A 25,144-nucleotide genomic window follows, 5' to 3' on the forward strand; every position below is an offset into this window, starting at 1 on the left:
TCGCCGCCAACGGTCTCCGGCTCCGGCGCGGGAGCATAGCGAGGGCGGGTGTCAGACTCCGGCGAGGAACGGGTAGTCGGTGTATCCTTCGGCGCCGTCGGTGTAGAAGAACGCGGGGCGCAGCGGGTTCTCCGGGTGCGCGTCGCGCCAGCGCGCGGCGAGGTCCGGGTTGGCGATGAGCGCGCGGCCGACCGCGACGGCGTCGGCGTGCGAGTCCTCGATCAGGGCGAGCGCCTCCTCGCGGCTGGTCGGAGCGGAGAAGCCGCTGTTGCCGATGATCGGCCCGGCGAACCGCTCGCGCAGCTCACGCACCAGCTCGCCCGCGGGCTCGGCGTGCAGTACCGAGAGGTAGGCGAGGCCGAGCGGGCGCACCCGGTCCAGCAGCGCGCCGTAGGTGGCGCGGACGTCGGCGCGATCGGCCTCGAAGGCGTCCTGGATATTGTGCTCCGGCGAGATGCGCAGCCCGACCCGCCCCGCGCCGATCTCCGCGGCCACCGCCTCGACCACTTCCGCGACGAAGCGCGCCCGGTTCTCCGGCGCGCCGCCGTACCCGTCGGTGCGCCGGTTCGCGGCCGGGCTGAGGAATTCGTGCAGCAGGTAGCCGTTGGCGCCGTGCACCTCGATGCCGTCCAGCCCGGCCTCGACGGCGCGGCGGGCGGCTGCGACGAAGTCGTCCCGGACGGCATGCGCCTGCGCGACGGTCAGTTCGGCGGGCACCGGGTAGGGGTGCTTGCCGGACGGCGTGCGGGCGAGGCCGTCGATGGCGATCGCGCTCGGCGCGGTGATCGGACCGCCGCCGTTGATCTCCGGGTGTGACACCCGGCCCGCGTGCATGACCTGCAGCACGATCCGCCCGCCGCGCGCGTGCACCCCCTCCGCGACCCCGCGCCACCCGGCCACCTGGGCGTCGGTGACGATGCCCGGCTGCCCGACGAAGGCCTGCGCGTCGTGCGAGCTGTAGGTGCCCTCGGTGATGATCAGCCCGGTCCCCGCCCGCTGGACGTAGTACTCGGCGACCAGCTCGCCGGGGATGCCGTCCGGCCCGGAGCGGCCGCGGGTGAGCGGCGCCATCACCAGGCGATTGGCGAGTTGCAGGTCACCGAGGGTGACGGGGGTGAACAAGTCCATGCTCGGACGCAACCGCCCGGCCGCCGGAGAGATTCCGGGGGCCGGGCGGTTTGCGAGATGTGTCACCGCGGGCAGTTGACCACGTACTCCCAGACCGTCCCGACCCCACCGGTCACCCGCACCGTCACCGACGTCGCCGCTCCGGCGGGCAGCGTGACCACCGCCGAACCGGTGCCCTGGTTCAGGTCGTCGCCTACCCAGCCGGTGCTGTACACCGGCGTGCCCTCGTAGAAGACGTCGATCAGATCCGGCACGTTCTCCGTCTCGTAGGCCAGCACGAACGAGGTGGGACCGCTGCGTCCCAGATCGTGCCTCGTCGTGGTGACGCCGTCCTCGCCGGCCTGCGTGGACTGGTTGCACCGCTGCGTCTGCACACCGCCGCCCCCCGACCCGGTGTCCGGCAGCCCGAGCCCGAGCCCGTCCAGCACCGCGCTGCCACTGTCCAGAACGCCGCTCCCGCTGTTCAGGATCCCGCTCCCGGTGTCGATCACCCCGCCCGCGCTTCCGGTGTCGATCCCCGCGCTCCCCGACGGCTGCGCCGACACCCCGGCGGCACCGCCCGCCGTGACCAGCGCCGCCAGCGCGCCGACCGCGGCGACCCGTCGAATCCCGTTGCTACCCAACACTCTTCCCTCCGCGTTTCCGGTCTGTCCTCTCCCGGATCAGACTTCCACCGCGGCCGGGTGTCCGATATCTACTGTTCGGGCGACAGCCGTTCGGCGGACGCGGTTATGGTCGATGGATGGGTGTCATAGGCGAGATGTTCCCCGGCGGCAAGCTGCAGGACGAGTCCGGGCAGTCCGGTGACGGCCAGTCCCATCGGCCCGCCGTCGAGCTGGACCTGGATTCCGGCGTCGTGCGGCTGACGGCGCCGCGGCGTGACACGGACGGCGATCCCGAGCAGTAGCCAGAGACGAAAACGGCCCCCGGAGAAATTCTCCGGGAGCCGATCCCACTAGTAGCGGGGACAGGATTTGAACCTGCGACCTCTGGGTTATGAGCCCAGCGAGCTACCGAGCTGCTCCACCCCGCGTCGGTGAATACAACATTACACACGGGTGCGCCGCCAATGCAAATCGCCTCGCTACCTGCACAGATGCGGCCTCGACGCGAGTCGGCCAGCCACAGCCGCCCGGAAACGTGAGCCACGTCACCATTTCGCAGTGATCTCCGGCACATAACAACGCAATCACGGCCCGCATTTCGATGCGGGAATCGCCGAATTCATCTGCGCGTTCGCCGAATGATTGCGGATGAAACCTCTCCGCATTCATCGTTACCGATGCGTGATCTTCCCGAGATTTGCCGTTACCGTCGGAACCGGCTCGGGGCATATGCGCCGGGCCAGAACACGGATCGTCGAACGCCGGCAACCCTGCCCCGCGGCCGTGTCACCCCGACTACCTGGGGGCAGGGATACGTGCGATGGGCGCGGCGGTGGGCGCGGGGAGGGAATCCCACATGTCTCGAAACCGGAAGTTCAGCACCCGCGCCCTCGGCTTCGCCGCCGTCACCGGCGCCCTCGTTGCCGTCCCGTTCGGTCTCTCCACCGGAACCGCCTCGGCCGCCACCCACAACTGGGACGGCGTCGCGCAGTGCGAGAGCGGTGGCAACTGGAGCATCAACACCGGTAACGGCTACTACGGTGGTCTGCAGTTCTCGCAGAGCACCTGGAACGCGCACGGTGGCGCGGGCTCCGCGCACACCGCGAGCAAGGCCGAGCAGATCCGGGTCGCCGAGAACGTGCTCGCCAACCAGGGCGTCGGCGCCTGGCCGAGCTGCGGCAGGTACCTGACCCAGGGCAGCTCGAACGATGTCGAGCCCGCCGCCGAGCCGGAGCCGGCCCCTGCCCCCGAGCCCGCTGCCCCCGCGCCCGCCCCCGGCAGCCCTGCGGCGCTGGTCGATCAGGCCACGGCCGCCGGCCGCGACCTGGCCGCGCAGTACGGCCTGGAGGGCCCGTTCCAGGCCCTGCTCGAGCAGAACGCCGGCCTGATCGACTCCATCGGGCGGTAAGTTCTGCCTACGAGAGGGGCCCCGTCACCTGGTGACGGGGCCCCTCTGTCTTGCTCGCGCTACCGGTTGGCCTCCTGGTAAGCCCGGACCGCGGCCTCCAGGTCGTCCAGCGCCTGGCCGAACTGCTCGAAGTTGCCGGTGCGCATGGCCGTGCGCGCCGCTTCGATCTTGCGGTTCAGATCCGCGGCGGCGGCATCGCGTGCCGCCGTGGAGGCGGGCGGCGGTGCGGTGCCGTTGTTCGGCGGCGGCGTGCTGCCCTGCTCCGGCGGCGTCGCACCGCTGCCGGTGCCGGTGCCGGCGCTGGGAGCGGCGGTGCCCGGCTTGATCGCCAGGTCGCCCGCGCCGGGCAGGATCTGGTTCAGCGCCTCGCCGAGCGTGGGGGCGTAACCGACCTTCGGGCTGTTCGACCCCGGCTCCTTGTAGCTGACCAGCACCTTGGCCAGCTGCGGGAAGGTCGCCGACGGCGGCGCGTTGCGCGGCTCGGTGTAGAGCGGCTCGACGTAGAGGATGCCGCCCTGGGCGATCGGCAGGGTGAGCAGATTGCCGTACTTGATGTTGTTCGACGCAAGCAGCGTGCGGTCGCTCGACACCGGCGGGAAGGTCGTCATCGAGTTCTGCGTCTGCTGCGGGCCCTGGGTCTGCGAGTCGGTCGGCAGCCGCAGGATGGTGAACTTGCCGTAGTCCTGCGGGTCCGAGCGCACCGAGATGTAGGCCGAGAGGAACTGCCGGTTGTAGCCGACCATCGCGCTGGTCAGGTTGAACACCGGCTTCCCGGTCGCCGGGTCGCCCATCAGCATGTAGTACGGCGGGAGCGCGCCGGTGCTTCCCTCCACCGTCGGGTCGGCGGGCACCGACCAGAAGGCGTTGTTGGTGAAGAACTCGCGCGGATCGTTCACGTGGTACTTGGCGAGCATCTCGCGCTGCACCTTGAACAGGTCGGCCGGGTAGCGGAAGTGCGCGCGCAGCTCCGGGCTGATCTCGCTCTCCGGTTTGACCACGCCGGGGAAGACTCCGCGCCACGCCTGCAGCACTGGGTCGTTCGCATCCACCTCGTAGAGCGTGACGGTGCCGTCGTAGGCGTCGACGGTCGCCTTCACCGAGTTGCGGATGTAGCTGACCTCCTCCCGCGGCAGCATCCGGCCGGTCTTCTGGTCGATGCTGTCCTCGACCGCGCCCTCCAGCGAGGTGCGCTGCGAGTAGGGGTAGGCGTCCAGCGTGGTGTAGGCGTCGACGATCCACTTGATCCGGCCGTCGACCACGGTCGGGTAGACGTCGCCGTCGGCGGTCAGCCAGGGCGCCACCTTCTCGACCCGCTCGCGCGGATTGCGGTTGAAGATGATCTTGGAGTCCGGGCCGATCGCGCCGGAGAGCAGGATGTTGCGCTCGGCGTACTTGGTGGCGAAGGCCAGCCGGTTGAACCAGTTCCCGATCGGGACGCCGCCCGCGCCGTCGTAGGTGAACTGGGCGATGTCGCTGTCGTACTCGCGCGGGCCCTGCCCGTCGACCTGGCCGACGATGGCGTAGTCGGCGTCGGTCTGCGAGATGAGCTCGCCGAAGTAGATGCGCGGCTGGTCGACCTCGATCAGCTGGTTGTCCTTCGGCGTGGCCAGGTCGCTGGTCACGGTGTATTCGGGGTAGCCGGTGTCGGTGCTGCCCGCGGCGGCCGCGTCCTGGACGGGCGGGCGGTTCACCCGGTTCGCCGGGGCCGCGACGAAGCCGTCGCCGTGTGTGTAGACGGTGTGCCGGTTGATCCAGTCCGTCTGGTTGCCGGTCAGGCTGCTCGGGGTGAGCTCGCGCGCGCCGACGATGTAGTCCTGCACCTCGCCGTCGATGGTGTAGCGGTCGATGTCCAGCGGGTCGCGGAAGCCGTAGAAGTTCTTCAGCTGCTTCTGCTGGGTGAAGGTGCGGGAGAGGATGTTCGGGTCGAGCAGCCGGATCTTCTGGATGGTCTCGACATCGGCGGGCACGTCGACCGGGTTCTTGGTGCCGTCGCCCTTGTAGTCCTGGTAGTCGATCTTGTCGTCGGTGATGCCGTACGCCATGCGGGTGGCGGCGATGTTCCGCTCGATGTACTCGCTCTCCTTGTCCGCCGCGTTCGGGCGCACCGAGAACTGCTCGACCAGCAGCGGGTACACCGAACCGACCAGGATCGAGGAGAGCACGAGCAGCGCCGCCGCCATGGCGGGCACCCGTAGATCACGAAGCACGATCCCGGCGAAGAAGGCGATCGCGCAGATCACCGCGATGGCGAGCAGGATGAGCTTGGCCGGGAGCACCGCGTTGATGTCGGTGAACGAGCCGCCGAAGAAGGTGGGCTCCTTCCTGGCGCTGGAGAGCAGCTCGTACCGGTCGAACCAGTACGCCACCGCCTTGAGCAGCACGAAGATCCCGGCGAGCAGCGCGAGCTGCACCCTGGCGGCGGTGGTGAGCGTGCCCTCGCGGCCGCTCAGCCGCAGCCCGCCGAAGATGTAGTGGGTCACCAGGTTCGCGAAGAACGCGATCACGACGGCGACGAAGAGCCAGTTCAGCACCATCCGGTAGAACGGCAGGTCGAAGACGTAGAAGCCGACGTCGATGTGGAACTGCGGGTCCTCGGTGCCGAACGCGCCGCCGTTCAGGAAGAGCTGCAGCGTCACCCAGTTCGACTGCGCCACCAGCCCGGAGAGCAGCCCGAGCAGCACCGGGATGCCGATGCCGAAGAGCCGCAGCCTGCTCATCACCGTGGTGCGGTAGCGCGCTATCGGGTCGTTCGGCCCGGCGACCGGGACGAAGACCGGCCGCGAGCGGTAGGCGAGCAGCAGCGCCAGCCAGACCACGAGCCCGACGAAGATCGCCACCGCGGCGAACAGCAGCAGCCGGCTGCGCAGCACGGTCAGGAAGACCCCCCGGTACCCCACCTCCCCGAACCACAGCCAGTTGGTATAGGTGTCGACCAGCCGGGGGCCGAGCAGCAGCAGAGCCGCGAGCACGACGGCCGCCACCAGCAGCACGCGGCTGCGTCGGGACAGTGATGGTAAGCCGGTGGGGGGCCGCATGCCCACGATGCCACGCTCCAGGGTCCGGGTGGATGTTGTGCGCGGGCCGTTGCCGGACCGCCCGAGCCCACTCTACGGAAATCGGACACCGTGCCGGTGCCAGGGGCGAATTTGACAGGATGTGCGACGTGACCGCTGACCTGCACGCCGAACTCGCCCTCGCCCGCTCCGTCCGGGAGGTCGCCGAATTCGTCGACGCCGAGGGCTGGGACCGACCGCCGCAGATCTTCGCGCTGGTACCGACCGGTGACCTCGTCGCCGCCGAGCCCGGCCTCGTCGATCAGCTGGACCAGGGCGCCGAGTACACCCCGGTCGCGCAGGAGCCCTTCCCGGAGGACATCACCGGCGGGTCGTGGGCGCTCGACGAGTTCCTGGCGACCACCACCTGGCCGCCGAGCGTGAGCGGCTGCCTCCTGGTGCAGGAGATCGTGATCCTCCCGCCCGATGCCGAGACCGCACTGGACGAGGCGCTGGCGCCGCTGCTCGCCGACCCCGATGCCGCGGACGAGGCGGCGCGCACCGCCGCCGCCGAGCACCCGGGGCGGCGGGAGGCCAGGCTGTTCGCCGCGGTGCTGCGCGGCGGGACGTCGCTCTGCCTGCTCCAGGTGCGCCCGGACGAGGACGCGGAGAGCGACGACTTCGGCGACCTCGACCTGCGCACCTACCCCGGCCTCGCCCCGAACGTGGTCGAGGCACTCAGGCACACGCTCGACTGACGCCCGTCAGCCGCAGCTCGGCGTCTCGCGCCCGGCGCCGATATCGGCGAGCGACTGGACGGCGCCGGTCAGCGTCTCCACCTTGACCAGCCGCAGCCCCTCGGGGGTGCGCTGCCTGGCCTCGGCGCAGTTGGCGGCCGGGACCAGGAAGGTCTCGGCCCCCTCGTCCTTCGCGGCCATCATCTTGTACTGGATGCCGCCGATCGGGCCGACCGCGCCTGCCTGGTCGATGGTGCCGGTGCCTGCGACGAAGCGGCCGTTGTCCAGCTCGCCGGGCGAGAGCTTGTCGATCAGCGCGAGGCTGAACATCAACCCGGCGGACGGGCCGCCGATATCGGCGAGGTTGAAGGTCACCCGCAGCGGCGGGCGCGCGCCCTCGGTCGGGGTGATGCCGAGGTACCCCTTGGCGGCGTCGTCCGGGCGCGCGCCGAGCGTGACCGAAAGCGTCTGCTCGGCGGCCTCCCGGCGCACCACCAGGCTCAGCACATCGCCCGGCTTGCGTGCGGAGACCGCGTCCACCACGTCCTTGGGCGCGCTGATCGGGGTGCCGTCGATGCTGATGATCTCGTCGCCCGGCCGCAGCACGCCGTTGGCCGGGCCATCCTCGCCGACCTCGCCGATCAGCACCACGGTCGGCAGATTCAGGAAGTGCAGCGCCGCCACCTCGGCCGAGGCCTCGGAGTTCTCGAACTCCTGCTGGTTGGAGCGGTCGATCTCCTCGCGCGGCACGCCGGGCGGGTAGACCTCGGCGCGCGGGACCAGGCCGTGCTCGCCGCTGACCCAGAAGCCGAACGCCTCGAAGATGTTGAGCCGGTCGCGCACCGACACCGTGGTCATGTTCAGGTTGCCCGTTGTCGGATCCACCTCGGCGCCCTGCACATCGACCACCTGCTTGCCGTCCACCTCACCGAGGGTGTTGAAGGTGGGGCCGGGGCCGAGCGCGACGAACGGCACAGTGAAGACGCTGCCCGCGAGCCCGAGCACGAGGACCGGGACGAGCGCGGCCAGCAGAGTGAGGATGCGGCGATTCACCCGGCCCACAGTAATGAGCGGCGGGCACGCCGCTCGGCACCGGCCCGCCGCGATTTCGCGCTGCGCGAACACAGAGGTGGGCGAGGTTCCGCGTACCGTTGGGGGCATGAGTGACACCCCGTTCGGCTTCTCGAACCGCGACGACGACAAGGAACGGCGTGGCGACGAGCCCGGTGCGGGCGGCGGCAATCCCGGGGGCGATCCGTCCAGCGGCGCCCCGTTCGGCGGCGCGGGCAACCCCTTCGGCGGCGGCGCGGGCAATCCGTTCGGCTTCCTCTTCGGCGGTGCGGGCCCGGCCGGGGCTGGTGCGCCCGGCGCGGTTCCCGGCTTCGATCCGTCGCAGCTCGGGCAGATGTTCACCCAGCTGGGCCAGATGTTCAGCGGCGCGGGCACGCAGGCGGGCGGCGGCTCCGGCCCGGTCAACTACGACGTCGCCAAGCGGCTGGCCCGCCAGCAGCTCGGCACCGCGGGCAACCCGGTCTCCGAGCAGCAGAAGAAGGCCGTCGCGGACGCCGCGCACCTGGCCGAGCTGTGGCTGGACGGTGCGACGACGCTGCCCGCGGGCGCGACCCGCACCGTGGCCTGGACCGCGACCGAGTGGATCGAGCAGACCCTTCCGACCTGGCAGCGGCTCTGCGATCCGGTCGCCGAGCAGCTCGGCGGCATGTGGAGCAGCCAGCTGCCGGAGGAGGCCAAGCAGTTCGCCGGGCCGCTGCTCGGCATGATGACGCAGATGGGCGGCATGGCCTTCGGCTCGCAGCTCGGGCAGGCGCTCGGCCAGCTGGCCAAGGAGGTGCTGACCTCCACCGACATCGGGCTGCCGCTCGGCCCGAGCGGTACCGCGGCGCTGCTGCCCGCCGCCGTCGCCGAGTTCAGTGCCGGGCTGGAGCAGCCGGAGAGCGAGATCCTGGTCTTCCTCGCCGCCCGCGAGGCCGCGCACCAGCGGCTCTTCGCGCACGTCCCGTGGCTGCGCCAGCAGGTGCTCGGCGCGGTGGAGAGCTACGCACGCGGCATCAGGATGGATTTCTCCGCGCTGGAGCAGGCCGCGCAGAATCTGGACCCGATGGCGCTGGCCGACCCGTCCAAGCTGGAGGAGATCCTCGCCGCAGGCGCCTTCGAGCCGCAGACGACGCCGGAGCAGAAGCAGGCGCTGGAGCGGCTGGAGACGCTGCTCGCCCTGATCGAGGGCTGGGTGCAGGTGGTGGTGGCCGAGGCGCTCGGCGATCGGCTGCCCGGCGCGGGCGCGCTGGCCGAGACGCTGCGGCGCAGGCGCGCCACCGGCGGCCCCGCCGAGCAGACCTTCGCCACCCTGGTCGGGCTGGAGTTGCGGCCGCGCAAGCTGCGCGAGGCCGCGGTGCTCTGGCAGCGGCTCACCGACGACGCCGGGGTCGACGCCCGCGACGGCGTCTGGGCGCACCCGGATCTGCTGCCCGGCTCGGACGATCTGGACAATCCGGCCGGCTTCATCGACGGCGTGCTCGGCGGCGCCGCCTCCAGCTTCGACGACCCGCTGGCGCAGCTCGCCGCTACCGAGGAGCGCGAGCGCAGGGAGCAGGCGGAATCCCAGGGCGAGCCGGACCGGGACGACGACTCCGGCAAGTCCTGAGCGAATGCCCCTGTGAACAGGGGCATTCCTGTGGATAACTCGCGTTCGCGGGGCGTCGCCGCCGCCCCGGGGTGGCAATACTGCGAGGCATGACACCACGACCGCGAGGGCCCCTGCTGCAGCCGGGGGTCGCCATCCTGGTACGCCCCTCCGGGGCGATCCAGCTCGGCTGGGACCCCGAACGCGCCGTCGTACTGCGCCCACCCGGCCTCGCCCCCGCGGTCGTCGAGCGCTTCCTGCGAGGGGTGGACGGACTGCAGACCCGGCCGCAGTTGCTGTGGCGGGCAGGCGAGCTCGGACTCCGCCCGGAACAGGCGAATGCCCTGCTCGACGCGGTGCACGACGCCGGGCTGCTGATTCTCCCCACCGCCGGCCCCGCCCTGGTCCGCGGCGTGCGGGTGCACGGCCGCGGCCCGCTCACCGACCGGGTGCTCGACTGGCTGCGCGCCGAGGGCGTCGAGCCGGCCCGTTCACCCGGCGGCTACCGCCGCGACGAGGTGCGGAGCTGGCGCGAGGACCTGGTGATCCTCACCGACACCCTGGTGATCGACCCGCGGCTCGGCGCCGAGCTGGTGTTGGCCAGGATCGCGCACCTGCCGGTCCGGATCCGGGACGGCCGCGGGGTGGTCGGGCCGCTGGTGCTGCCCGGCGCCACCAGCTGCCTGCGCTGCGCCGACCTGACCCGTAGCGGCGGCGACGCCGAGTGGCCGCACCTGGCCGCGCAGCTGCTGGACCGGGTCGGCGCGGCATCGCCGGCCATGGTCGCGCGGACCAGCGCGCTCGCGCTCACCGAGCTGGAGGCGATCTTCGCATGTTCCGCGCGCCGCGAGCCGGAGACGCTGGACGCGACGCTGGAGCCGGATCCCGATTCGCACGCGGTACACAGCAGGCGGTGGCGCGCGCATCCGGACTGCGGTTGCCGGCTCGTCGCGGCAGGTCCGGCCGCATGAGCTCGAAACCGGATCGCGGGTGTGGCGTACAGACCACCGATTTTCATGGCACTCCCGGGGAGGTTTCGGCCATGATGGGAACTGTGTCCGACATTGCGCGCCGCAGCTCTTCCCGCAACGCGAAGTTAGCCAAGATTCCACTCGGGATCGCTGGCCGCGCCGCCATGGGGTTCGGCAGGCGGCTGGCGGGCGGGGATCGCACCGAGATCAGCGCCGACCTGAACCAGAAGGCCGCCGAGCAGCTGTTCTCGGTCCTCGGCGAGCTCAAGGGCGGCGCCATGAAGTTCGGCCAGGCGCTGAGCGTCATGGAGGCGGCGGTCCCCGAGGAGTTCGGCGAGCACTACCGCGAGGCGCTGACCAAGCTGCAGGCCGCGGCCCCGCCGATGCCCACCGCCACCGTGCACCGGGTGCTCGACCAGCAGCTCGGCACCCGCTGGCGGGAGCGGTTCAGCGAGTTCGACGACGAGCCGACGGCGTCGGCGAGCATCGGGCAGGTGCACCGCGCGGTCTGGTCGGACGGCCGCCAGGTCGCGGTGAAGGTGCAGTACCCCGGCGCCGACGAGGCGCTGCGCGCCGACCTCAAGACGCTCTCCCGGATGTCGGGGCTTTTCGCTTCGGTCATCCCGGGTGCGGACGTCAAGCCCGTGCTCGCCGAGATCACCGAGCGCACCGAGGAGGAACTGGACTACCGGAACGAGGCCGGGCACCAGCGCGCCTTCGCCAAGGCGTTCGCGGACCACCCCGACTACGTGATCCCCAGAGTTGTCGCGGGTTCGCCCAAGGTGATCGTGACCGAGTGGGTCACCGGTACCCCGCTCTCCGGCATCATCCGCGCGGGCGCCGAGGATCCGGACGGCACGGTGGAGCTCCGCAACCGGGTGGCGGCGCTGCTCGGCGCCTTCCACTTCTCCTCGCCTGCGCGGGCCGGGCTGCTGCACGCCGATCCGCACCCGGGCAACTTCATGATGCTGCCGGACGGCAGGCTCGCGGTGATCGATTTCGGCGCCTGCGCCCCGCTGCCGACGGGCTTCCCGCCGGAGCTCGGCCGCATGCTGGCGCTCTCGGTGTCGGAGCGGTACGAGGAGCTGACCGCGCTCATGTACGACAACGGCTGGGTGATCCCCGGCCGCACGGTGACCCACCAGGAGATCGCCGACTACCTGCGCCCGTTCACCGACCCGATCAAGACCGACTCGTTCCACTTCACCCGGCGGTGGATGCAGCGGGTGGCAGGCAAGGCGTCGAACATCTCCAGCGCGGAGATGAAAACCGCACGGGCGCTGCAACTTCCGGCGGAGTACGTGATGATCTTCCGGGTACTCGGCGGCTCGATCGGCATCCTGGCCCAGCTCGACGCCGAGCTGCCCTTCATGCAGCTGGCCCGGGAGTGGATGCCCGGCTTCACCGAGGAATCGTCGCTGCGCTGACCCCGGAAACCAACGAACCGCCCACCGGAAAACGGTGAGCGGTTCGTCGGCGGACAGTCGGAAAGCCGGGTCTCATGCCGGGATCGCGACCTTACGCGGCCGGCCACGCGGCCGCTTGCGCGCGATCACGACCCCCTGATCGAAGATCTCGCCACCCCAGACCCCCCACGGCTCGCGCCGGTCGATGGCCGCGCTCAGGCAGCGCTTCCGGATCGGGCAGCTGGCGCACAGCGCCTTGGCCTCCTCCAGCTGGACCGGGCTCTCGGCGAACCACAGATCGGGGTCGCCGGCCCGGCAGGGCAGGGCGGCCGCCGCGCAGGCGCGCGGGGACTGGGCCACGGTCAGGCATGTCACGTCAGTAGCGGCCTGCGGCCATTCCTGGGCGGTGAACACGTCGTTCTCCTTCAGCTCGTTGCAGCGGTTCGGATGTTCGTGCGAAACCGGTGCCACTGCGGCTGAAAGAGCCGGAGAATACTGGCCACGATTTCGCGCTGTGCGATCCGTGGCCAGGAGGTCGGGGAGAATTCCCTACCTAGGTCGACATCTCTGTCGAATCCTGATCACGGACGCTGGGTGTGCATTGCGGAGGCGTGCTGCCGCATTGCCGAGCTCCTCGGCGAACGCGGGCTGCCAGCCTGCACTGGGCTTGTCCTGCGAAATGGCGTAAACGGGCAGTCGCATGCCGCGCGTATCGCAGACCTGCGCATTGCCACCGCCGACACCGGACAGACCGATCCCCTGCACGGCGAGGATCCCCCGGGAGGCCGACGTGGCTTTGCCCATCGCGCCGACGACGCGCACGGTTTCGCCACCGCGTGGTGCGGTGCCGGTGCCGGTGCTGCCGAAGATCGTGATGTTGTCCACTGGTCTGCCTCCCTCCTGTACTCGTCGGTTGTCGTGTTCCGTGTTCACCGGGTACGAGCCCGGTGGGTGCGCGCGGGAGAGACCTCCCGTTGCGCGCTTCTCACCTTAAAGGTGCGCCCCACAACGCCACAACCTATTTTCTACCTGCAGTTTCAGGGGCATTCGCCGGCTCGGCGCGAGTGGTATGGCGGCGCCGCGAGCGCACGATAGCGAGCACGTCGGCGCCGTACTGCTCGAGCTTGCCCGCGCCGACGCCCGCGATGCTCGCCAGCGCGGCGTCGTCGGCGGGCAGCTGCTCGGCGATGGCGGTGAGCGTGAGATCGGTGAAGACGGTGAACTCGCGCACCCGCATGACCTCGGCCTTCTCCCCGCGCCAGTCCCGCAGCGCGGTGAGCAGCTCCTGGTCGAGCTCGGCGGGACAGCGCCGGCAGCGCCCGAGCATGGTGGCGTAGGTGCCGATCAGCGGCTTGGCGCAGACCCGGCAGAGCGGGCGCTCGGTGGAGCGCGCCGGCGCGGCCGCCGCGGCGATCCGCGAGGCGGGTGAGTCCTCCGGGACCAGGCCGTTGAGGAAGCGGGAGCGGCGGCGATTACGCCTGCCGCCGGTGTTGCGGGCCAGCGCCCAGGAGAGCTGCAGGTGCTCGCGGGCCCGGGTGACGCCGACGTAGAGCAGCCTGCGCTCCTCCTCCAGCTGGTGCTGGTCGGCCACCGCCCCGTCGTCGCCGAGCACGTGCCCGATCGGCAGCGTGCCGTCGGTCAGCCCGACCAGGTAGACGGCATCCCACTCCAGCCCCTTGGCCGCGTGCAGCGAGGCCAGCGTGACGCCCTGCACGGTGGGCGGGTGCCTGGCCTCGGAGCGGGCGGCGAGCTCGCGGAGCAGCCCGGCCGCGTCCAGCTCGGGATCGTGCGTGACCAGCTCGTCGACCAGCCCGGCCAGCCCGGAGAGCCCGGACCAGCGCTCCCGCTTGGTCGCCCCCGCCGGCTCCTCGGCGGTGAGCCCGAGACCGGCCAGCTCGGCCCTGGTCAGGGTGGCCAGTCCGGCTCCGCTCCTGGATTCCGCGGGCAGGTCGTCGCGCCCGAAGGCGCGGCGCAGCGCCGAGACCCCCTGCTTGATCTCGGCCCTGGCGAAGAAGGCCTCGCCGCCGCGCACCTGGTAGGGGATGCCGAGCGCGCCGAGCGCCTCCTCGTACGCCGCGGACTGGGCGTTGATCCGGAAGAGCACCGCGATCTCGGCGGCCGGGGTGCCTGCCGCGAGCAGCCGTGCGATCTCCCCGGCCACCGCGGCGGCCTCGGCGGGGGCGTCGTCGTACTCGGCGAAGACCGGTTCGGGGCCGTCCTGGCGCTGGCCGATGAGCTGCAGCCTGGTCCCCGCGATCCGGCCGCGGGCGGCGCCGATCACCCGATTGGCCAGCGAGACCACCTGCGGGGTCGAGCGGTAGTCGCGCTCCAGCCGGACCACGGTGGCCTCGGGGAAGCGCCGGGAGAAGTCGAGCAGGTAGCGCGGGCTGGCGCCGGTGAAGGAGTAGATGGTCTGGTTGGCGTCGCCGACGACGGTGAGGTCGTCGCGCTCGCCGAGCCAGGCGTCGAGCACCCGCTGCTGCAGCGGGGTGACGTCCTGGTACTCGTCCACCACGAAGCTGCGGTAGCGCTCGCGGAACTCGTGGGCCACCGACGGGTAGTCCTCCAGCGCGGCCGCGGTGTGCAGCAGCAGGTCGTCGAAGTCGAGCAGCATGCCGTCGGCGGAGGACTTGGCGGTCTCGTAGGCGTCGTAGACCCTGGCCACCCGCAGCGCCTCGCGCGGGGTGTCGCGGTGCCGCTCGGCGACCGCGGCCGGGTAGTCCTCCGGCGCGATCAGCGAGGCCTTCGCCCACTCGATCTCGCTCAGCAGGTCACGCACGCTCTCCACGTCCGAGGGCAGCCCCTCGGCGTGCGCGGCCTTCGCGACCAGCGGGAACTTGTTGTCGATGAGCCGCCACGGCACGTCGCCGACGATCTGCGGCCAGAAGTAGCGCAGCTGCCGCAGCGCGGCGGCGTGGAAGGTGCGGGCCTGCACCCGGCCCGCGTCGCCGCCGAGCCCGAGGCCGCGCAGCCGCCCGCGCAGCTCCCCAGCCGCCCGCGCGGTGAAGGTGACCGCGAGCACCTGGTCGGCCTTGACGTGCCCGGCCGAGACCAGGTGCGCGATCCGGTACGTGATGGTGCGGGTCTTGCCGGTGCCCGCGCCGGCGAGCACGCACAGCGGCCCGCGCGGGGCGCGCACGGCGGCGGCCTGCTCGGGGTCGAGCGCGGCGAGGTCGAAGGGGGGCACGGCTCCCATCATGGCAGTGCGCGCCGACAGGTCCGGGCGGGAACAGGTTCGGCCGCGGCGGCGTTGTTCCGGTCGTGAGTGACGCAACCCCGCAGCTGACCATGTACTCGACCACCTGGTGCGGCTACTGCCGCAGGCTGAAGAAGCAGCTGGACGAGAACGGCATCACCTACGCCGAGGTCGACATCGAGCAGGATCCCGCCTCCGCCGAGTTCGTCGGCTCCGTCAACAACGGCAACCACGTGGTGCCGACGGTGAAGTTCGCCGACGGCTCCACCGCGACCAACCCGACGCTCGTCGACGTCAAGCGCATCCTGGCCGGCATCTCCGCGGGGAACTAGACGCCCGCCCACGACTCCACGATGGTGCGGGCGATCGAGATGCTGCTCGGCAGCAGCAGCCGGGAGCCGCTCTCCCGCGCGGACCAGTCGCCCTGCTCCAGGGCTTCCCTGACCTCCGCGCGGGTGAACCAGTGCGCCTCGGCGATCTCGCCGTCGGAGAAGACCAGCTCCTCCTCGGGGTCGCCGACGGCGGCGAAGCCGAGCATGAGCGAGCGCGGGAACGGCCACGGCTGGCTGCCGAGGTAGGTGATGTCGCGCACGTGCACGCCGACCTCCTCCAGCACCTCCCGCTCGACGCAGCGCTCCAGCGACTCGCCGGCCTCGACGAAGCCGGCGAGCAGCGAGAACAGGGTGGGCGGCCAGCTGTGCTGACGGGCGAGCAGTACCCGGTCGCCGCCGTCGTGGATCAGGCAGATCACCGCGGGGTCGATGCGCGGGAACTCCTCGTGCCCGGCCTCGGTGGTCCGGGACCAGCCGCCCCTGCTCGTCGCCGTCGTCGCACCGTCGGCGCCGCTGAACCCGGCCTTGTCGTGCCAGTTCAGCAGGGCCATGGCCGCGGTGAGAATGCCGGCGGTGTAGTCGTCCAGGTCGCCGGCGAGGGCGCGCAGGTCGGTGAGGTCGCCGGTGAGCTCGGGCTCTCGGATCGCCCACAGATGTCTGCCATCGGGGTCGGTGCCGAGGAAGACCGCGTTCGAGCTCGGCTCGGCCGAGTAGTCGACGGCGGGCTCGAGCGCCAGCGCGCCCCCGGTGCGGCGGAACCGGCCGCGCCGATCGACGTGCAGCAGCAGCGCCTGGGCCCAGCCCTCCTTCAGCGCCTGTTCGTCGGCCCTGATGTGCTCGGCCCGATCGATCGTGGAACGCGACAGCAGCGGAACATCCTTGAGCGTGAAAGACACGCATCGAGCCTAGCGCGCGGCTATTTCGCGACGCGTTTGATGTAGAGCAGCTTGTCGCCGGCCTCGATCGCGTCCACCTCGGGCTCGCCGACCCGGATCAGGTCGCCGCCGCGCACGACGCCGAGCACGATGTCGCTGAGGTGCCGCGGCGAGCCGCCCACCTCGGAGAGCTCCACCTCGCGCTCGGCCACCGCGAAGCCGTGCTCCGGGGTGAGCAGATCCTCCATCATCTCCACCACCGAGGGGGTGGTGGTCGCGATGCCGAGCAGCCGGCCCGCGGTCTCCGAGGAGACGACCACCGAGTCGGCGCCGGACTGGCGCAGCAGGTGGATGTTCTCCGCCTCGCGGATGGCGACCACGATCTTGGCCTTCTTGTTCAGCTCGCGGGCGGTGAGCGTGACCAGCACCGCGGTGTCGTCGCGATTGGCGGCGACCACCACCGAGCTGGCGTTCTGCAGCCCGGCCAGGCGCAGCACGTCGGACTGGGTGGCCGAGCCGTGCACGGTGACCAGCCCGGCGTTGGCGGCGGTCTCCAGCGCGGCGAGATCGGTGTCGACCACGACGATGTCGCCCGGCTGGACGTTGTCGCCCAGCATGGCGTCGATCGCCGTACGGCCCTTGGTGCCGTAGCCGACGACGACGGTGTGATTGCGCACGCGGTGCCTCCAACGCTGGATCTTGAACGCCTGCCGGGACCGCTCGGTCAGCACGCCGAGGGTGGTGCCGACGAGCACGATGAGGAAGAGGACCCGCAGCGGGGTGATGACGATGATGTTGACCAGCCTGGCGTCCGCCGAGATCGGGGCGATATCGCCGTAGCCGGTGGTCGAGAGCGAGACGGTGGCGTAGTAGAACGCGTCGAGGAAGGAGAGCTCGTCGCCGGAGTTGTCGCGGTAGCCGTCCCGGCCGAGCCAGACCACGAAGGCGGCGAAGAAGAGCAGGAAGATCGCGAAAAGCACCCGGCGGGTGAGCGAGATCCACGGGCTGCTCTGGATCTCCGGGATGCGCAGCACGCCGACGAGCGCGAAATCCGGGCGCCCGGTCAGCCCGACGGCACGCGGCCGCAATCGCAGATCGGCGAAGACCCGCCCGCTTCGTTCGCCGGGCCGATCCTCCCGGAGCCCAGCATCTTCCTCCGGCACAGGACGGCAGCCTAACCGATGCCGGAGACGGCGGCGGGCTCGACGCGAACGGGGGGCGAATGTCAGGGTGAATCATGGCAACAACCACCGACCCCGCCCGTCGTCCCGCGCTGCTGCTCGCAGGTGGGCTGGCCGGTGCGGGCGTGATGCACTTCGTCACCCCCAAGTTCTTCGACTCGATCGTGCCGCCCGCGCTGCCGGGGCAGGCACGCACCTACACCTACGCCTCCGGGGTCGCCGAGCTCGCCGTCGCGGGCACCCTGCTGGTGCCGCGGACCAGGGGGCTCGGCGGCAAGCTGGCCGCGCTGCTCTTCCTCGCGGTGTTCCCGGCCAATGTGCAGATGGCGGTGGACGTGGCGACGAATCCCAAGGCCTCGCCGCTGTTCAAGGTGGGGTCGATCCTGCGGCTGCCGCTGCAGATCCCGATGATCACGACCGCGCTCTCGGTGAGCCGCAAGGCGAAGGGCTGAGTCCCGCCCCCGGGGGCGTGAGCCGGGCGGTGCAGCGGCGGATTCCGCCGTCGGCCGGGTGCCGCCCGCCGCGGCTCGGCCCCGATGTCGGTCGTCACGCCTCGGGGTCGTCCTCGAGCCACTCGCCGACCCGGGCCGCGGTGTCGCCCGCCCCGGCCGGGGCGGCAGCGCGGACCAGGGCGGCCAGTTCGTCGGGGCCTGCCAGTCCGGCGGGGGCGACGGTGCGGCCGGTGCGGACGTAGTAGAAGGCGGCGGTGACCCTGCCGAGCAGCTCGGCCTCGGGGGCGCCGGTGCGCCCGGCCATGAGCCGGGCCCAGGCGACGCGGTAGACCGCGAGCTGCATCGCCAGCGCGGGCTCGTCGGCGGTGTCCGGCTCGGCGCCGGTCTTCCAGTCGACCACGGTCCAGCCGTCCGCGTCGGCGAAGACCGCGTCCATCCGGCCGCGGACGACGGTGCCCGCGATGGTGGTCTCGAAGGGGATCTCCACGTCGACCGGGGAGCGGGCGGCCCAGGCCGAGCCGAGGAAGCGCTCCTGCATGCGGGCCAGCTCGACGTCGTGGCCCGCGGCATCGGCGTCCGCTGCGCCGGGTAGCTCGTCCAGGCCGGGGAGCTGGTCGGCGGCGAACCAGCGCTGCACCCAGGCGTGGAAGGCGGTGCCGCGGCGCGCCATCGGGTTCGGCGGGTACGGCAGCGGCCTGCGCAGCCGGGCCGCGAGCGCGGCCGGGTCGGCGCGCAGGTCGACCAGGGCGGTGGCCGGGATCCGGCCGGGCAGCTCGACCTCCCGCCCCCCCGTCGTGCGCTCGGCCGCGATCTCGGCGAGCAGCGCGTCCACGTCATCGGCCCAGCCGTCCGGGTCGGGTTCGGTGTCGGACCCCGCTGCCACACTGGGGGCGTCCGGGCTCGACGACCCAGGGGGGACGGCATGATCGGAATCTTCGGCGCGCAGCCGGGCGAGCGCGTCGCGCACCCGCTCGGCCCCGCCGGTCACCGCGGCGCGCCGGTGCCCGAGCGGGTCGCGCGGCCAGTCGGCGCCGATCGGCTCGTCGGTGAGCGGGTTCTCGGCGCCGTCCGCGGGCGGGTCGGCCCACTGCGCCTGCTCCAGCAGTCCGTCGGCCGCCTCGCCCGCCTCCCGCAGCTCGAGCAGGAAGTCCGAGGGGCCCTTCGGTTTCGCGCCGGTCTCCGCCCACCAGAAGCCGGAGACGAGCAGCACCCGCTCGGTGCGGGTGAGCGCCACGTAGAAGAGCCGCCGCTCCTCCTCGAGCCGGCGGGCGCCGAGCGCCTCCCTGTGCTCGGCGATGGCCCGGTCCAGGTCGGCGCGGTCGCCGAGGTCGAGCAGGTCGAGCACCGGGACGCCGTCCACCGAGTCAGCGGTGGCCCGGTCGCCGCGCAGCGCGGTCGGGAGCTCGGCGGGGGCGCCGAGCCAGGTGGAGGAGCCGGTGCCGGAGGGGAAGACGCCCGCCGCGACGTGCGGCACCGCGACCACCTCCCACTCCAGCCCCTTGGCGGCGTGCACGGTGAGGATCTGCACCCGGTCCTTCGCGACCTCGATCTCACCGGGCTCCAGCCCGTTCTCCACCGACTCGGCGGCGGTGAGGAAGGCGAGCAGCCCGGCCAGCGTGGCATCGGAGTCGGCGGCGTAGCCGGAGACGACGTCGGCGAAGGCGTCCAGGTGCTCGCGGCCGGCGCCCGCGCCGAGCATGGCCCGCCTGGCCTGGGTCTCCACCGCGACGCCGATGGTCCGCTCGACGTCGGCGACCAACTCGGTGAGCGGCTGCCCGGCCCGCTCGCGCAGCGCCGCCAGTTCCCGTGCCAGCGCGACGATCCGCGCGTACCCCTGCGCCGAGTAGTTGGTCGCCGGGCCGGGGTCGGCGACGGCGTCGGCCAGCCCGGCCTGCTCGGCCGGTTCCGGCGCCACGTCGCGCAGCGCCGCGGCGAGCCCGGCGGCGTCGGTGATGTCGCCACCGGCCTCGTCCCGGCGGGCGATGGAGAGCTCGCGGGCGCGCCTGGCCAGCGCGGCGACGTCGGCGATGCCGAGCTGCCAGCGGGCGCCGGTGAGCACCCGCAGCGCGGCGCTGCCCGCGCCCGGTTCCGCGATCAGCCGCAGCGTGGCGACCACGTCGGCGACCTCGGGGGCGGCGAGCAGCCCGCCGAGCCCGACGATCTCCACCGGCAGGTCCCGCTCGCGCAGCGCCTCGGCCAGCGGGGCGGCGTCGGCGTTGCGGCGCACCAGCACCGCCGAGGTCGGCGGCGGCTCGCCCGCCGCGCGCTTGGCCTGCCACTCCGCGGCCACCCGCTCCGCGATCCAGTCCCGCTCGGCGGTGACGGTGTCGGTGAGGGCGAGCGCGACCGCGCCGGGCCCGGCGTGCGGGGCCGCCCGCAGCTGCGCCACGGTGACGCCGCCCGCGTCGATCGCCGCGCGCCGCAGCGGCTCCGAGACCAGGTTGGCCAGCACCAGCGGCTCCGGCGGGTTGCGCCAGCTGGTGAGCAGCGAGAGCGTCGGGGCGGGCACGCCGGGCGCGGCGGGGAAGTCGGTGGTGAAGCGCGGCAGGTTGGCCGCGGAGGCGCCGCGCCAGCCGTAGATGGACTGCATGGGGTCGCCGACCGCGGTCACCGCGAGCGGGAGCCGGTCGGCGGCCCGCTCGGGGCGGTCGCCGCCGAAGAGCGCCGCGAGCAGGATGCGCTGGGCGTGGCCGGTGTCCTGGTACTCGTCGAGCAGCACCAGCCGGAAGCGGTCGCGCTCGGCGGTGCCGACCTCGGGGTGCTCGGCGGCGAGCCGGGCGGCGAGCGACATCTGCGAGCCGAAGTCGAGCGCGCCGCGCTTGCGCAGCGCCTCGGCGAGCCTGCGCACCAGCGGGAGCAGCGCGACCCGTTCGCGCTGCACGCCGACGATGTCCTGCAGGCTCTTGCTCGGCCCGCCGCGCTGCCGCGGCCCCGCGGGCAGCGTGAACACCAGCTTCTCCAGCTCGGTGTGTGCCTCGGCCAGCTGCTCCGGCTCCACCAGGTGCTCGGCGAGCTGGCCGCTCAGCGCCAGCACCGCCTCGGTCACCGAGACCGGGGTGCGGTCGGTGTCCAGCTCGCCCTCCCAGCTCCGCACCACCTGGTGTGCGAGCTGCCAGAGCTGGGTCTCGGTGAGCAGGGTGGCGGACGGCTCGACCGGCAGCAGCAGGCCGTGCTCGGTGAGCAGCCTGCCCGCGTACGAGTGGTAGGTGCTGATCTCCGGCTCCGCGCCGGCCAGCAGGGTGCGCAGCTCGCCGCCGGGATCGAGGTCGCGGAGCAGGGGTGCGCCCGCCAGGCGGGCGAGCCGGGTGCGGATCCTGGCGGTGAGCTGCTGCGCGGCCTTGCGGGTGAAGGTCAGGCCGAGCACCTGGTCCGGGGCGACGAGGCGGTTGGCGACCATCCACACCACCCGGGCGGCCATGGTCTCGGTCTTGCCCGCGCCAGCCCCCGCGACCACGAGGGCGGGGCCGGGCGGGGCGGCGATCACCGCCGCCTGCTCGTCGGTCGGCGGCGGGAGGCCGAGTGCGTCGGCCAGGGCGTGCGGGGTCACGGCCGAGCCGGGGTACGCGCCTGCGGCGCTCACTCGTCGGTCACCTGCCTCCCCGTGTCGCGCGTCGGGCAGCACCCGGTGACCGGGCAGTGCCTGCATCCCTCGTTGCGGACGGCGCGGAAGCCGGGGCCCTTGGTCGCGCCGGCCGCATCGTGCACGGTATCGCGCCAGCCATCCAGTGCCTCGTCGGCCAGCGGGGGTTGGGCGCGTTCGGCCGCCCCCTGCTTGGTGTTCGGGACGGCCACGTAGACCAGCCGGGCCCCGCCGGGGGCCTGTGGTTCGGTCGCGGTGCCCGCGGTGGGGCCGGAGTCGGAGCCGGTGTCCGCGCCGCTGCCCGGCGCTGCCTCGCCCCCAGGCGCGGCCTCGCCGCCGGAGCCTGCCGGGGTGGGCGCTCCGGTATCGGGGTTGTCGGCGGCGGTCGCGGCGGCGAGGGCGGCGTCCAGGGCGCCCGCGGCGACGGCGACCTGGTAGGTGGCGAGCTGGGCGTGGTCGGCGGCGGCCTGCCGAGTGACCGGGCTCTTGCCGGTCTTGACGTCGACGATGACGAACCGGCCGTCGGCGTCGCGCTCGAGCCGGTCCACCCGGCCGCGGATGCGCACCGGCGGCTCACCCTCGCCGCGGGCGGGCAGCAGGCAGTCGACGGCGATCTCCACCCCGGCCTGCGCGAGCTCGGCGCGGGTGGCGCGGAACCAGGCGAGGAAGTTCTCCAGCATGCCCTCGGTGCGGCGCAGCTCCTGGCGCGAATGCCAGCCGCTGCCCGGCTCGACGTTGGCCCACGCGTCGTGCAGCGCCTCCCGCACCCGCTCCTCCGGCACCTTCCCGGCCAGCGCCTGGACCAGGGTGTGCACCAGGTTCCCCTTGAGCGCGTACGGGTTCTCGCCGTCGCTGCCGCCGTTGCGCTCCAGCGCCCAGCGCAGCGGGCAGGTGCGCAGCAGCTCGACGGTGGAGGGCGAGAGGTTCACCGGGGTGCCGTCGTCGGCCCAGAGCGGCTCGGCGGTGCTCGGCGCGCCGGTGCCGTACCACTCGTCCGGGTGCGTGCCGCGCACCCCGGCGGCGGCGAGCCGGGCGAGCTGGTGCGCGGCCCGGTCGCGCCGCTCCCCGTCCGCCTCCGGATCGCAGACGACGCCGCGCAGCTCGGCGACGAGGGCGTGCAGCACCAGCGCCCGGCCCGGATCGGCCACCGGGAGCAACCCCGGCTCGCCGTCGTCGCTGTGCCCGAGCAGCTCGACGAGGAAGCGCGAAGGCACCAGATCCCGGTCGCCGGTGACCGATTCGACCGCCGTCACCAGCAGCGAGCGCCGCGCCCTGCTGCACGCGACCAGCAGCAGCCTGCGCTCCTCGGCCAGGATCGGCGCCGCCCGGCTGACCCGCTCGCCCGCGCCGGAGACCCCGCCGTACAGATCGACCAGGTCTTCGGTGTGCAGCAGGGTGCCGCGCGGGCGCGGGTTGGGCCACAGCCCCTCCTGCACGGCGGCCACCGCGACCACGTCCCACTCCCGGCCCGCGGCGGCGTGCGCGCTGAGCAGCTCGACGGCGTCGCCGGGGGCGACCGGGGCGGAGAACTCCTGCGGGATCTCCTGCTGCCGGACGTACTCGACGAACCCCTCCAGGCTGGCCCGCGGCAGCCGGTCGACGTAGGCGGCGGCCGCGTCGAAGAGCCCGACCACGGCGTCCAGGTCGCGGTCGGCCTGCATGCCGACGGCGCCGCCGCGCTCGGACTGCGCGACCCAGCGGCGTTCCAGCCTGGAGCCGGTCCAGAGCGCCCACAGCACGTCCTCGACGGCGCCACCGCGGCGGCGGGCGGCCCTTCCGCGCTTCAGCGCGGTGAGGGTGCGCCGCAGCGGGGCCGACTCGACCTCGGTGAGCCGGGCCAGCAGGGCGTCGTCGCCGGTGCCGACGATGATGTCGCGCAGTGCCTCCGCGGACGAGCGGTCGTCCGGGTCCGGTTCGCGGTCGAGCGCGGCGCGGCGGATGCCGCGGCGGAGCCTGCGCAGCGCGATCTGGTCGGCGCCGCCGAGCGGGCCTGCGAGCAGGTCGAGCGCGTCCTCCGGCTCGAAGAGCTGGGCGGTGGAGCCGTCCGGGCCGCGGCGGGTCTCGTCGCCGGCGAGCAGGGCGCGGATCGCGAGCAGCAGCCAGGCGGCGCCGCGCCTGCGCGCCAGCGGGACGTCGGGGGCGGGCTGGTGCACGGGGACGCCCGCCGCGAGCAGGGCACGGCGCAGCGGTGCCAGCGAGGCGGGCACCGAGCGCAGGATCACCGCCATCCGCGACCACGGGACGCCGTCGCGCAGGTGCGCGCGGCGCAGGTGGTCGGCGACCAGCGCCGCCTCCTTCGCCGGAGTCGACAGCACCCGGACCCGCACCTCCGCGGGCGGGACATCGTCCGGCTCGGTATCGACCGGACCGTCCACGAGTCCGGCGGCGACCGGGTCGCCGTCCGATGCCGGCAGGCAGGAGACCGGCTCCGCGGCGTCGGCGGGCGCAGCCCGGACGGCGTCGAGCGCCCCCGCGACCACCCGGTGCGGCGGATTCCCCGGCAACCGACCGGCGATGCGGGCGACCGCGAGCTCGATCGGCCCCTCGGTGCGGTGGTTGCGGCGCAGCAGGAGCTGCCGGTCGGCGGGGGCGCCGGGGTCGGCGATGAAGGCGGGGTCGGCGCCGCGGAAGGTGAAGACGGCCTGGTCGGGGTCGCCGGCGAGGACGGTGGTCGCCGATCCGGTGCCGATGACGCGCACCAGCAGTGCCGCCTGCGGGTCGAGGTGCTGCGCGTCGTCGACCAGCAGGTAGCGGATGCGCTCGCGCTCCTCGGCGAGCAACTCGGGGTCGGCGGCGAGCGCGTCGAGCGCGGCGCCGACGAGCTCGGCGGCGTCCAGCGCGGGCGCGCTCGCCTCGGGCGCCTCCACCCCGACCGACCAGCGCAGCAGCAGCGACTCCTCGAACCGGCGAGCGAACCGCCCGGCCGCCACCCACTCCGCGCGGTCGTGCTCGCGGCCGAGCCGGACCAGGTCTTCCGGCCCGAGCCCGCGCTCGGTGGCGCGCAGCATGAGGTCGCGCAGCTGGTCGGCGAAGCCGGCCAGGCCGAGCGCGGGCTGCAGCCGCTGCGGCCAGAGCCGGGCGCCCGCGGCCATGTCGAGCAGGTCGCCCTGCAGCATCTCGCGGACGACGGCGTCCTGCTCGGCACCGGTGAGCAACCGGGGCGGCGGGTTGCCGTGCCGGGTGGCGTGTCTGCGCAGGATGCCGAAGGCGTAGGAGTGCAGGGTGCGGGCCAGCGGCTCGCGGCTGGCGCCGGGCACGCCGCCCTCGTCGGCGCCCTCCGGGCGCAGCCGGGCCGTGACGGCGTCCCGCAGGGTGTTCGCCGCCTCCTTGGAGTAGGTGACGACCAGCACCGATCCCGGGTCGACGCCGGCTGCGATCCGCTCGGCCGCGTACTCGACAAGCAGCGTGGTCTTGCCCGTGCCCGGCCCGCCGAGCACCTGCCACGGCCGCCACCCCGGCCGGACCGGCCCCGCGTCCGCCGCGGCGAAGAGCGCGCGCACCTCGGCGCCCCGGACGGGGATCCGGGGCGCGGTTATCCGCCGGCGAACGAGCCGCACCGCGCTATCCGATCGCACCACGACGGCTATTCCAACAGACGCCCCCGACAGCCCCGCTCCGGTGGCCGCCGCGACACCGTCGTTC

At 73.1% G+C, this 25,144-nt stretch carries 19 protein-coding genes and 1 tRNA gene; 8 read left to right on the plus strand and 12 right to left on the minus strand.

Features of this window, described 5'->3' with window-relative positions; genetic code table 11:
• Nucleotides 1-51: 51 nt before the first annotated feature.
• Nucleotides 52-1,128, minus strand: coding sequence for an alkene reductase (locus tag ACFO0B_RS07145; protein WP_378611515.1), 1,077 nt, complete (start codon nt 1,126-1,128; stop codon nt 52-54).
• Nucleotides 1,129-1,190: 62 nt separating this feature from the next.
• Nucleotides 1,191-1,751, minus strand: a complete 561-nt coding sequence (locus ACFO0B_RS07150) for a hypothetical protein (RefSeq protein ID WP_378611516.1) — start codon at nt 1,749-1,751, stop codon at nt 1,191-1,193.
• Between the two features lie 119 nt (nt 1,752-1,870).
• Between ACFO0B_RS07150 and ACFO0B_RS07155 the strand changes: the two genes are divergently transcribed.
• Nucleotides 1,871-2,035, plus strand: a complete 165-nt coding sequence (locus tag ACFO0B_RS07155) for a hypothetical protein (protein WP_378611517.1) — start codon at nt 1,871-1,873, stop codon at nt 2,033-2,035.
• A gap of 52 nt (nt 2,036-2,087) precedes the next feature.
• Here the strand turns inward: ACFO0B_RS07155 and ACFO0B_RS07160 are convergent.
• A tRNA-Met gene (locus ACFO0B_RS07160) sits at nt 2,088-2,161 on the minus strand.
• Nucleotides 2,162-2,589: 428 nt separating this feature from the next.
• On the opposite strand from ACFO0B_RS07160, the gene ACFO0B_RS07165 reads away from it, so the two are divergent.
• Entirely contained in the window at nt 2,590-3,141 is a 552-nt protein-coding gene (locus ACFO0B_RS07165) for a transglycosylase family protein (RefSeq protein ID WP_378611518.1), read from the plus strand.
• A 59-nt stretch (nt 3,142-3,200) separates the two neighbouring features.
• Here ACFO0B_RS07165 and ACFO0B_RS07170 read toward each other — a convergent pair whose 3' ends face one another.
• Nucleotides 3,201-6,182, minus strand: coding sequence for a UPF0182 family protein (locus tag ACFO0B_RS07170; RefSeq protein ID WP_378611519.1), 2,982 nt, complete (start codon nt 6,180-6,182; stop codon nt 3,201-3,203).
• A 113-nt stretch (nt 6,183-6,295) separates the two neighbouring features.
• Here ACFO0B_RS07170 and ACFO0B_RS07175 point away from each other — a divergent pair, with 113 nt between their 5' ends.
• On the plus strand, nt 6,296-6,892 hold the full coding sequence (locus ACFO0B_RS07175) for a PPA1309 family protein (protein ID WP_378611520.1): 597 nt from the start codon (nt 6,296-6,298) through the stop codon (nt 6,890-6,892).
• A 6-nt stretch (nt 6,893-6,898) separates the two neighbouring features.
• On the opposite strand, the gene ACFO0B_RS07180 is transcribed toward ACFO0B_RS07175, so the two are convergent.
• Nucleotides 6,899-7,924, minus strand: a complete 1,026-nt coding sequence (locus tag ACFO0B_RS07180; protein WP_378611522.1) for a YlbL family protein — start codon at nt 7,922-7,924, stop codon at nt 6,899-6,901.
• A 106-nt stretch (nt 7,925-8,030) separates the two neighbouring features.
• Here ACFO0B_RS07180 and ACFO0B_RS07185 point away from each other — a divergent pair, with 106 nt between their 5' ends.
• The 3 genes from ACFO0B_RS07185 (at nt 8,031) to ACFO0B_RS07195 (ending at nt 11,907) form a co-directional block, all read left to right on the plus strand.
• Nucleotides 8,031-9,530 (plus strand): zinc-dependent metalloprotease, encoded by a 1,500-nt coding sequence (locus ACFO0B_RS07185; protein WP_378611523.1) that lies wholly within the window; start codon nt 8,031-8,033, stop codon nt 9,528-9,530.
• 89 nt (nt 9,531-9,619) lie between these two features.
• Nucleotides 9,620-10,480: a hypothetical protein gene (locus ACFO0B_RS07190; protein ID WP_378611524.1), complete on the plus strand. Its 861-nt coding sequence runs from the start codon at nt 9,620-9,622 to the stop codon at nt 10,478-10,480.
• A gap of 74 nt (nt 10,481-10,554) precedes the next feature.
• Nucleotides 10,555-11,907 (plus strand): ABC1 kinase family protein, encoded by a 1,353-nt coding sequence (locus ACFO0B_RS07195; RefSeq protein ID WP_449289786.1) that lies wholly within the window; start codon nt 10,555-10,557, stop codon nt 11,905-11,907.
• 72 nt (nt 11,908-11,979) lie between these two features.
• Here ACFO0B_RS07195 and ACFO0B_RS07200 read toward each other — a convergent pair whose 3' ends face one another.
• The 3 genes from ACFO0B_RS07200 to ACFO0B_RS07210 form a co-directional block, all read right to left on the minus strand.
• Nucleotides 11,980-12,300: a WhiB family transcriptional regulator gene (locus ACFO0B_RS07200; RefSeq protein WP_378611526.1), complete on the minus strand. Its 321-nt coding sequence runs from the start codon at nt 12,298-12,300 to the stop codon at nt 11,980-11,982.
• 135 nt (nt 12,301-12,435) lie between these two features.
• Nucleotides 12,436-12,771, minus strand: a complete 336-nt coding sequence (locus tag ACFO0B_RS07205; protein WP_378611527.1) for a hypothetical protein — start codon at nt 12,769-12,771, stop codon at nt 12,436-12,438.
• 133 nt (nt 12,772-12,904) lie between these two features.
• On the minus strand, nt 12,905-15,082 hold the full coding sequence (locus tag ACFO0B_RS07210; RefSeq protein ID WP_378611528.1) for an ATP-dependent DNA helicase UvrD2: 2,178 nt from the start codon (nt 15,080-15,082) through the stop codon (nt 12,905-12,907).
• A gap of 92 nt (nt 15,083-15,174) precedes the next feature.
• On the opposite strand from ACFO0B_RS07210, the gene ACFO0B_RS07215 reads away from it, so the two are divergent.
• Complete coding sequence (locus tag ACFO0B_RS07215; protein ID WP_378611613.1) at nt 15,175-15,414, plus strand: mycoredoxin; 240 nt, start codon at nt 15,175-15,177, stop codon at nt 15,412-15,414.
• Here the strand turns inward: ACFO0B_RS07215 and nudC are convergent.
• A complete protein-coding gene (nudC, locus tag ACFO0B_RS07220) occupies nt 15,411-16,310 on the minus strand; it encodes an NAD(+) diphosphatase (protein ID WP_378611529.1) in 900 nt (299 codons plus the stop codon). The two genes, ACFO0B_RS07215 and nudC, sit on opposite strands and share 4 nt — an antisense overlap.
• Nucleotides 16,311-16,330: 20 nt before the next feature.
• Nucleotides 16,331-17,383 carry a potassium channel family protein gene (locus ACFO0B_RS07225; RefSeq protein ID WP_378611614.1) on the minus strand — a complete coding sequence of 351 codons (1,053 nt, stop codon included), beginning with the start codon at nt 17,381-17,383 and terminating at the stop codon, nt 16,331-16,333.
• A 143-nt stretch (nt 17,384-17,526) separates the two neighbouring features.
• Here ACFO0B_RS07225 and ACFO0B_RS07230 point away from each other — a divergent pair, with 143 nt between their 5' ends.
• Nucleotides 17,527-17,922: a DoxX family protein gene (locus ACFO0B_RS07230; protein ID WP_378611530.1), complete on the plus strand. Its 396-nt coding sequence runs from the start codon at nt 17,527-17,529 to the stop codon at nt 17,920-17,922.
• 94 nt (nt 17,923-18,016) lie between these two features.
• Here the strand turns inward: ACFO0B_RS07230 and ACFO0B_RS07235 are convergent, their stop codons facing one another.
• Both ACFO0B_RS07235 and ACFO0B_RS07240 read right to left on the minus strand, forming a co-directional pair.
• Nucleotides 18,017-21,568, minus strand: coding sequence for an ATP-dependent helicase (locus tag ACFO0B_RS07235; protein WP_378611531.1), 3,552 nt, complete (start codon nt 21,566-21,568; stop codon nt 18,017-18,019).
• Nucleotides 21,499-25,059: an ATP-dependent helicase gene (locus ACFO0B_RS07240; RefSeq protein ID WP_378611532.1), complete on the minus strand. Its 3,561-nt coding sequence runs from the start codon at nt 25,057-25,059 to the stop codon at nt 21,499-21,501. Before ACFO0B_RS07240 ends, ACFO0B_RS07235 begins: the two co-directional genes overlap by 70 nt.
• Between the last annotated feature and the right edge of the window lie 85 nt (nt 25,060-25,144).

Source organism: Nocardia jiangsuensis (genome assembly GCF_042650385.1).
GTDB lineage: Bacteria > Actinomycetota > Actinomycetes > Mycobacteriales > Mycobacteriaceae > Nocardia > Nocardia jiangsuensis.

Bases quoted from the DNA above. Each gene is read 5' to 3' on its own strand.
- ACFO0B_RS07155 (WP_378611517.1), top strand. From the start codon at position 1,871: ATGGGTGTCATAGGCGAGATGTTCCCCGGCGGCAAGCTGCAGGACGAG.
- ACFO0B_RS07175 (WP_378611520.1), top strand. From the start codon at position 6,296: ATGTGCGACGTGACCGCTGACCTGCACGCCGAACTCGCCCTCGCCCGC.
- ACFO0B_RS07210 (WP_378611528.1), bottom strand. From the start codon at position 15,082: ATGGGAGCCGTGCCCCCCTTCGACCTCGCCGCGCTCGACCCCGAGCAG.
- ACFO0B_RS07215 (WP_378611613.1), top strand. From the start codon at position 15,175: ATGTACTCGACCACCTGGTGCGGCTACTGCCGCAGGCTGAAGAAGCAG.
- ACFO0B_RS07230 (WP_378611530.1), top strand. From the start codon at position 17,527: ATGGCAACAACCACCGACCCCGCCCGTCGTCCCGCGCTGCTGCTCGCA.
- ACFO0B_RS07195 (WP_449289786.1), top strand. From the start codon at position 10,555: ATGGGAACTGTGTCCGACATTGCGCGCCGCAGCTCTTCCCGCAACGCG.
- ACFO0B_RS07190 (WP_378611524.1), top strand. From the start codon at position 9,620: ATGACACCACGACCGCGAGGGCCCCTGCTGCAGCCGGGGGTCGCCATC.
- ACFO0B_RS07185 (WP_378611523.1), top strand. From the start codon at position 8,031: ATGAGTGACACCCCGTTCGGCTTCTCGAACCGCGACGACGACAAGGAA.
- ACFO0B_RS07165 (WP_378611518.1), top strand. From the start codon at position 2,590: ATGTCTCGAAACCGGAAGTTCAGCACCCGCGCCCTCGGCTTCGCCGCC.
- ACFO0B_RS07145 (WP_378611515.1), bottom strand. From the start codon at position 1,128: ATGGACTTGTTCACCCCCGTCACCCTCGGTGACCTGCAACTCGCCAAT.
- ACFO0B_RS07235 (WP_378611531.1), bottom strand. From the start codon at position 21,568: ATGCAGGCACTGCCCGGTCACCGGGTGCTGCCCGACGCGCGACACGGG.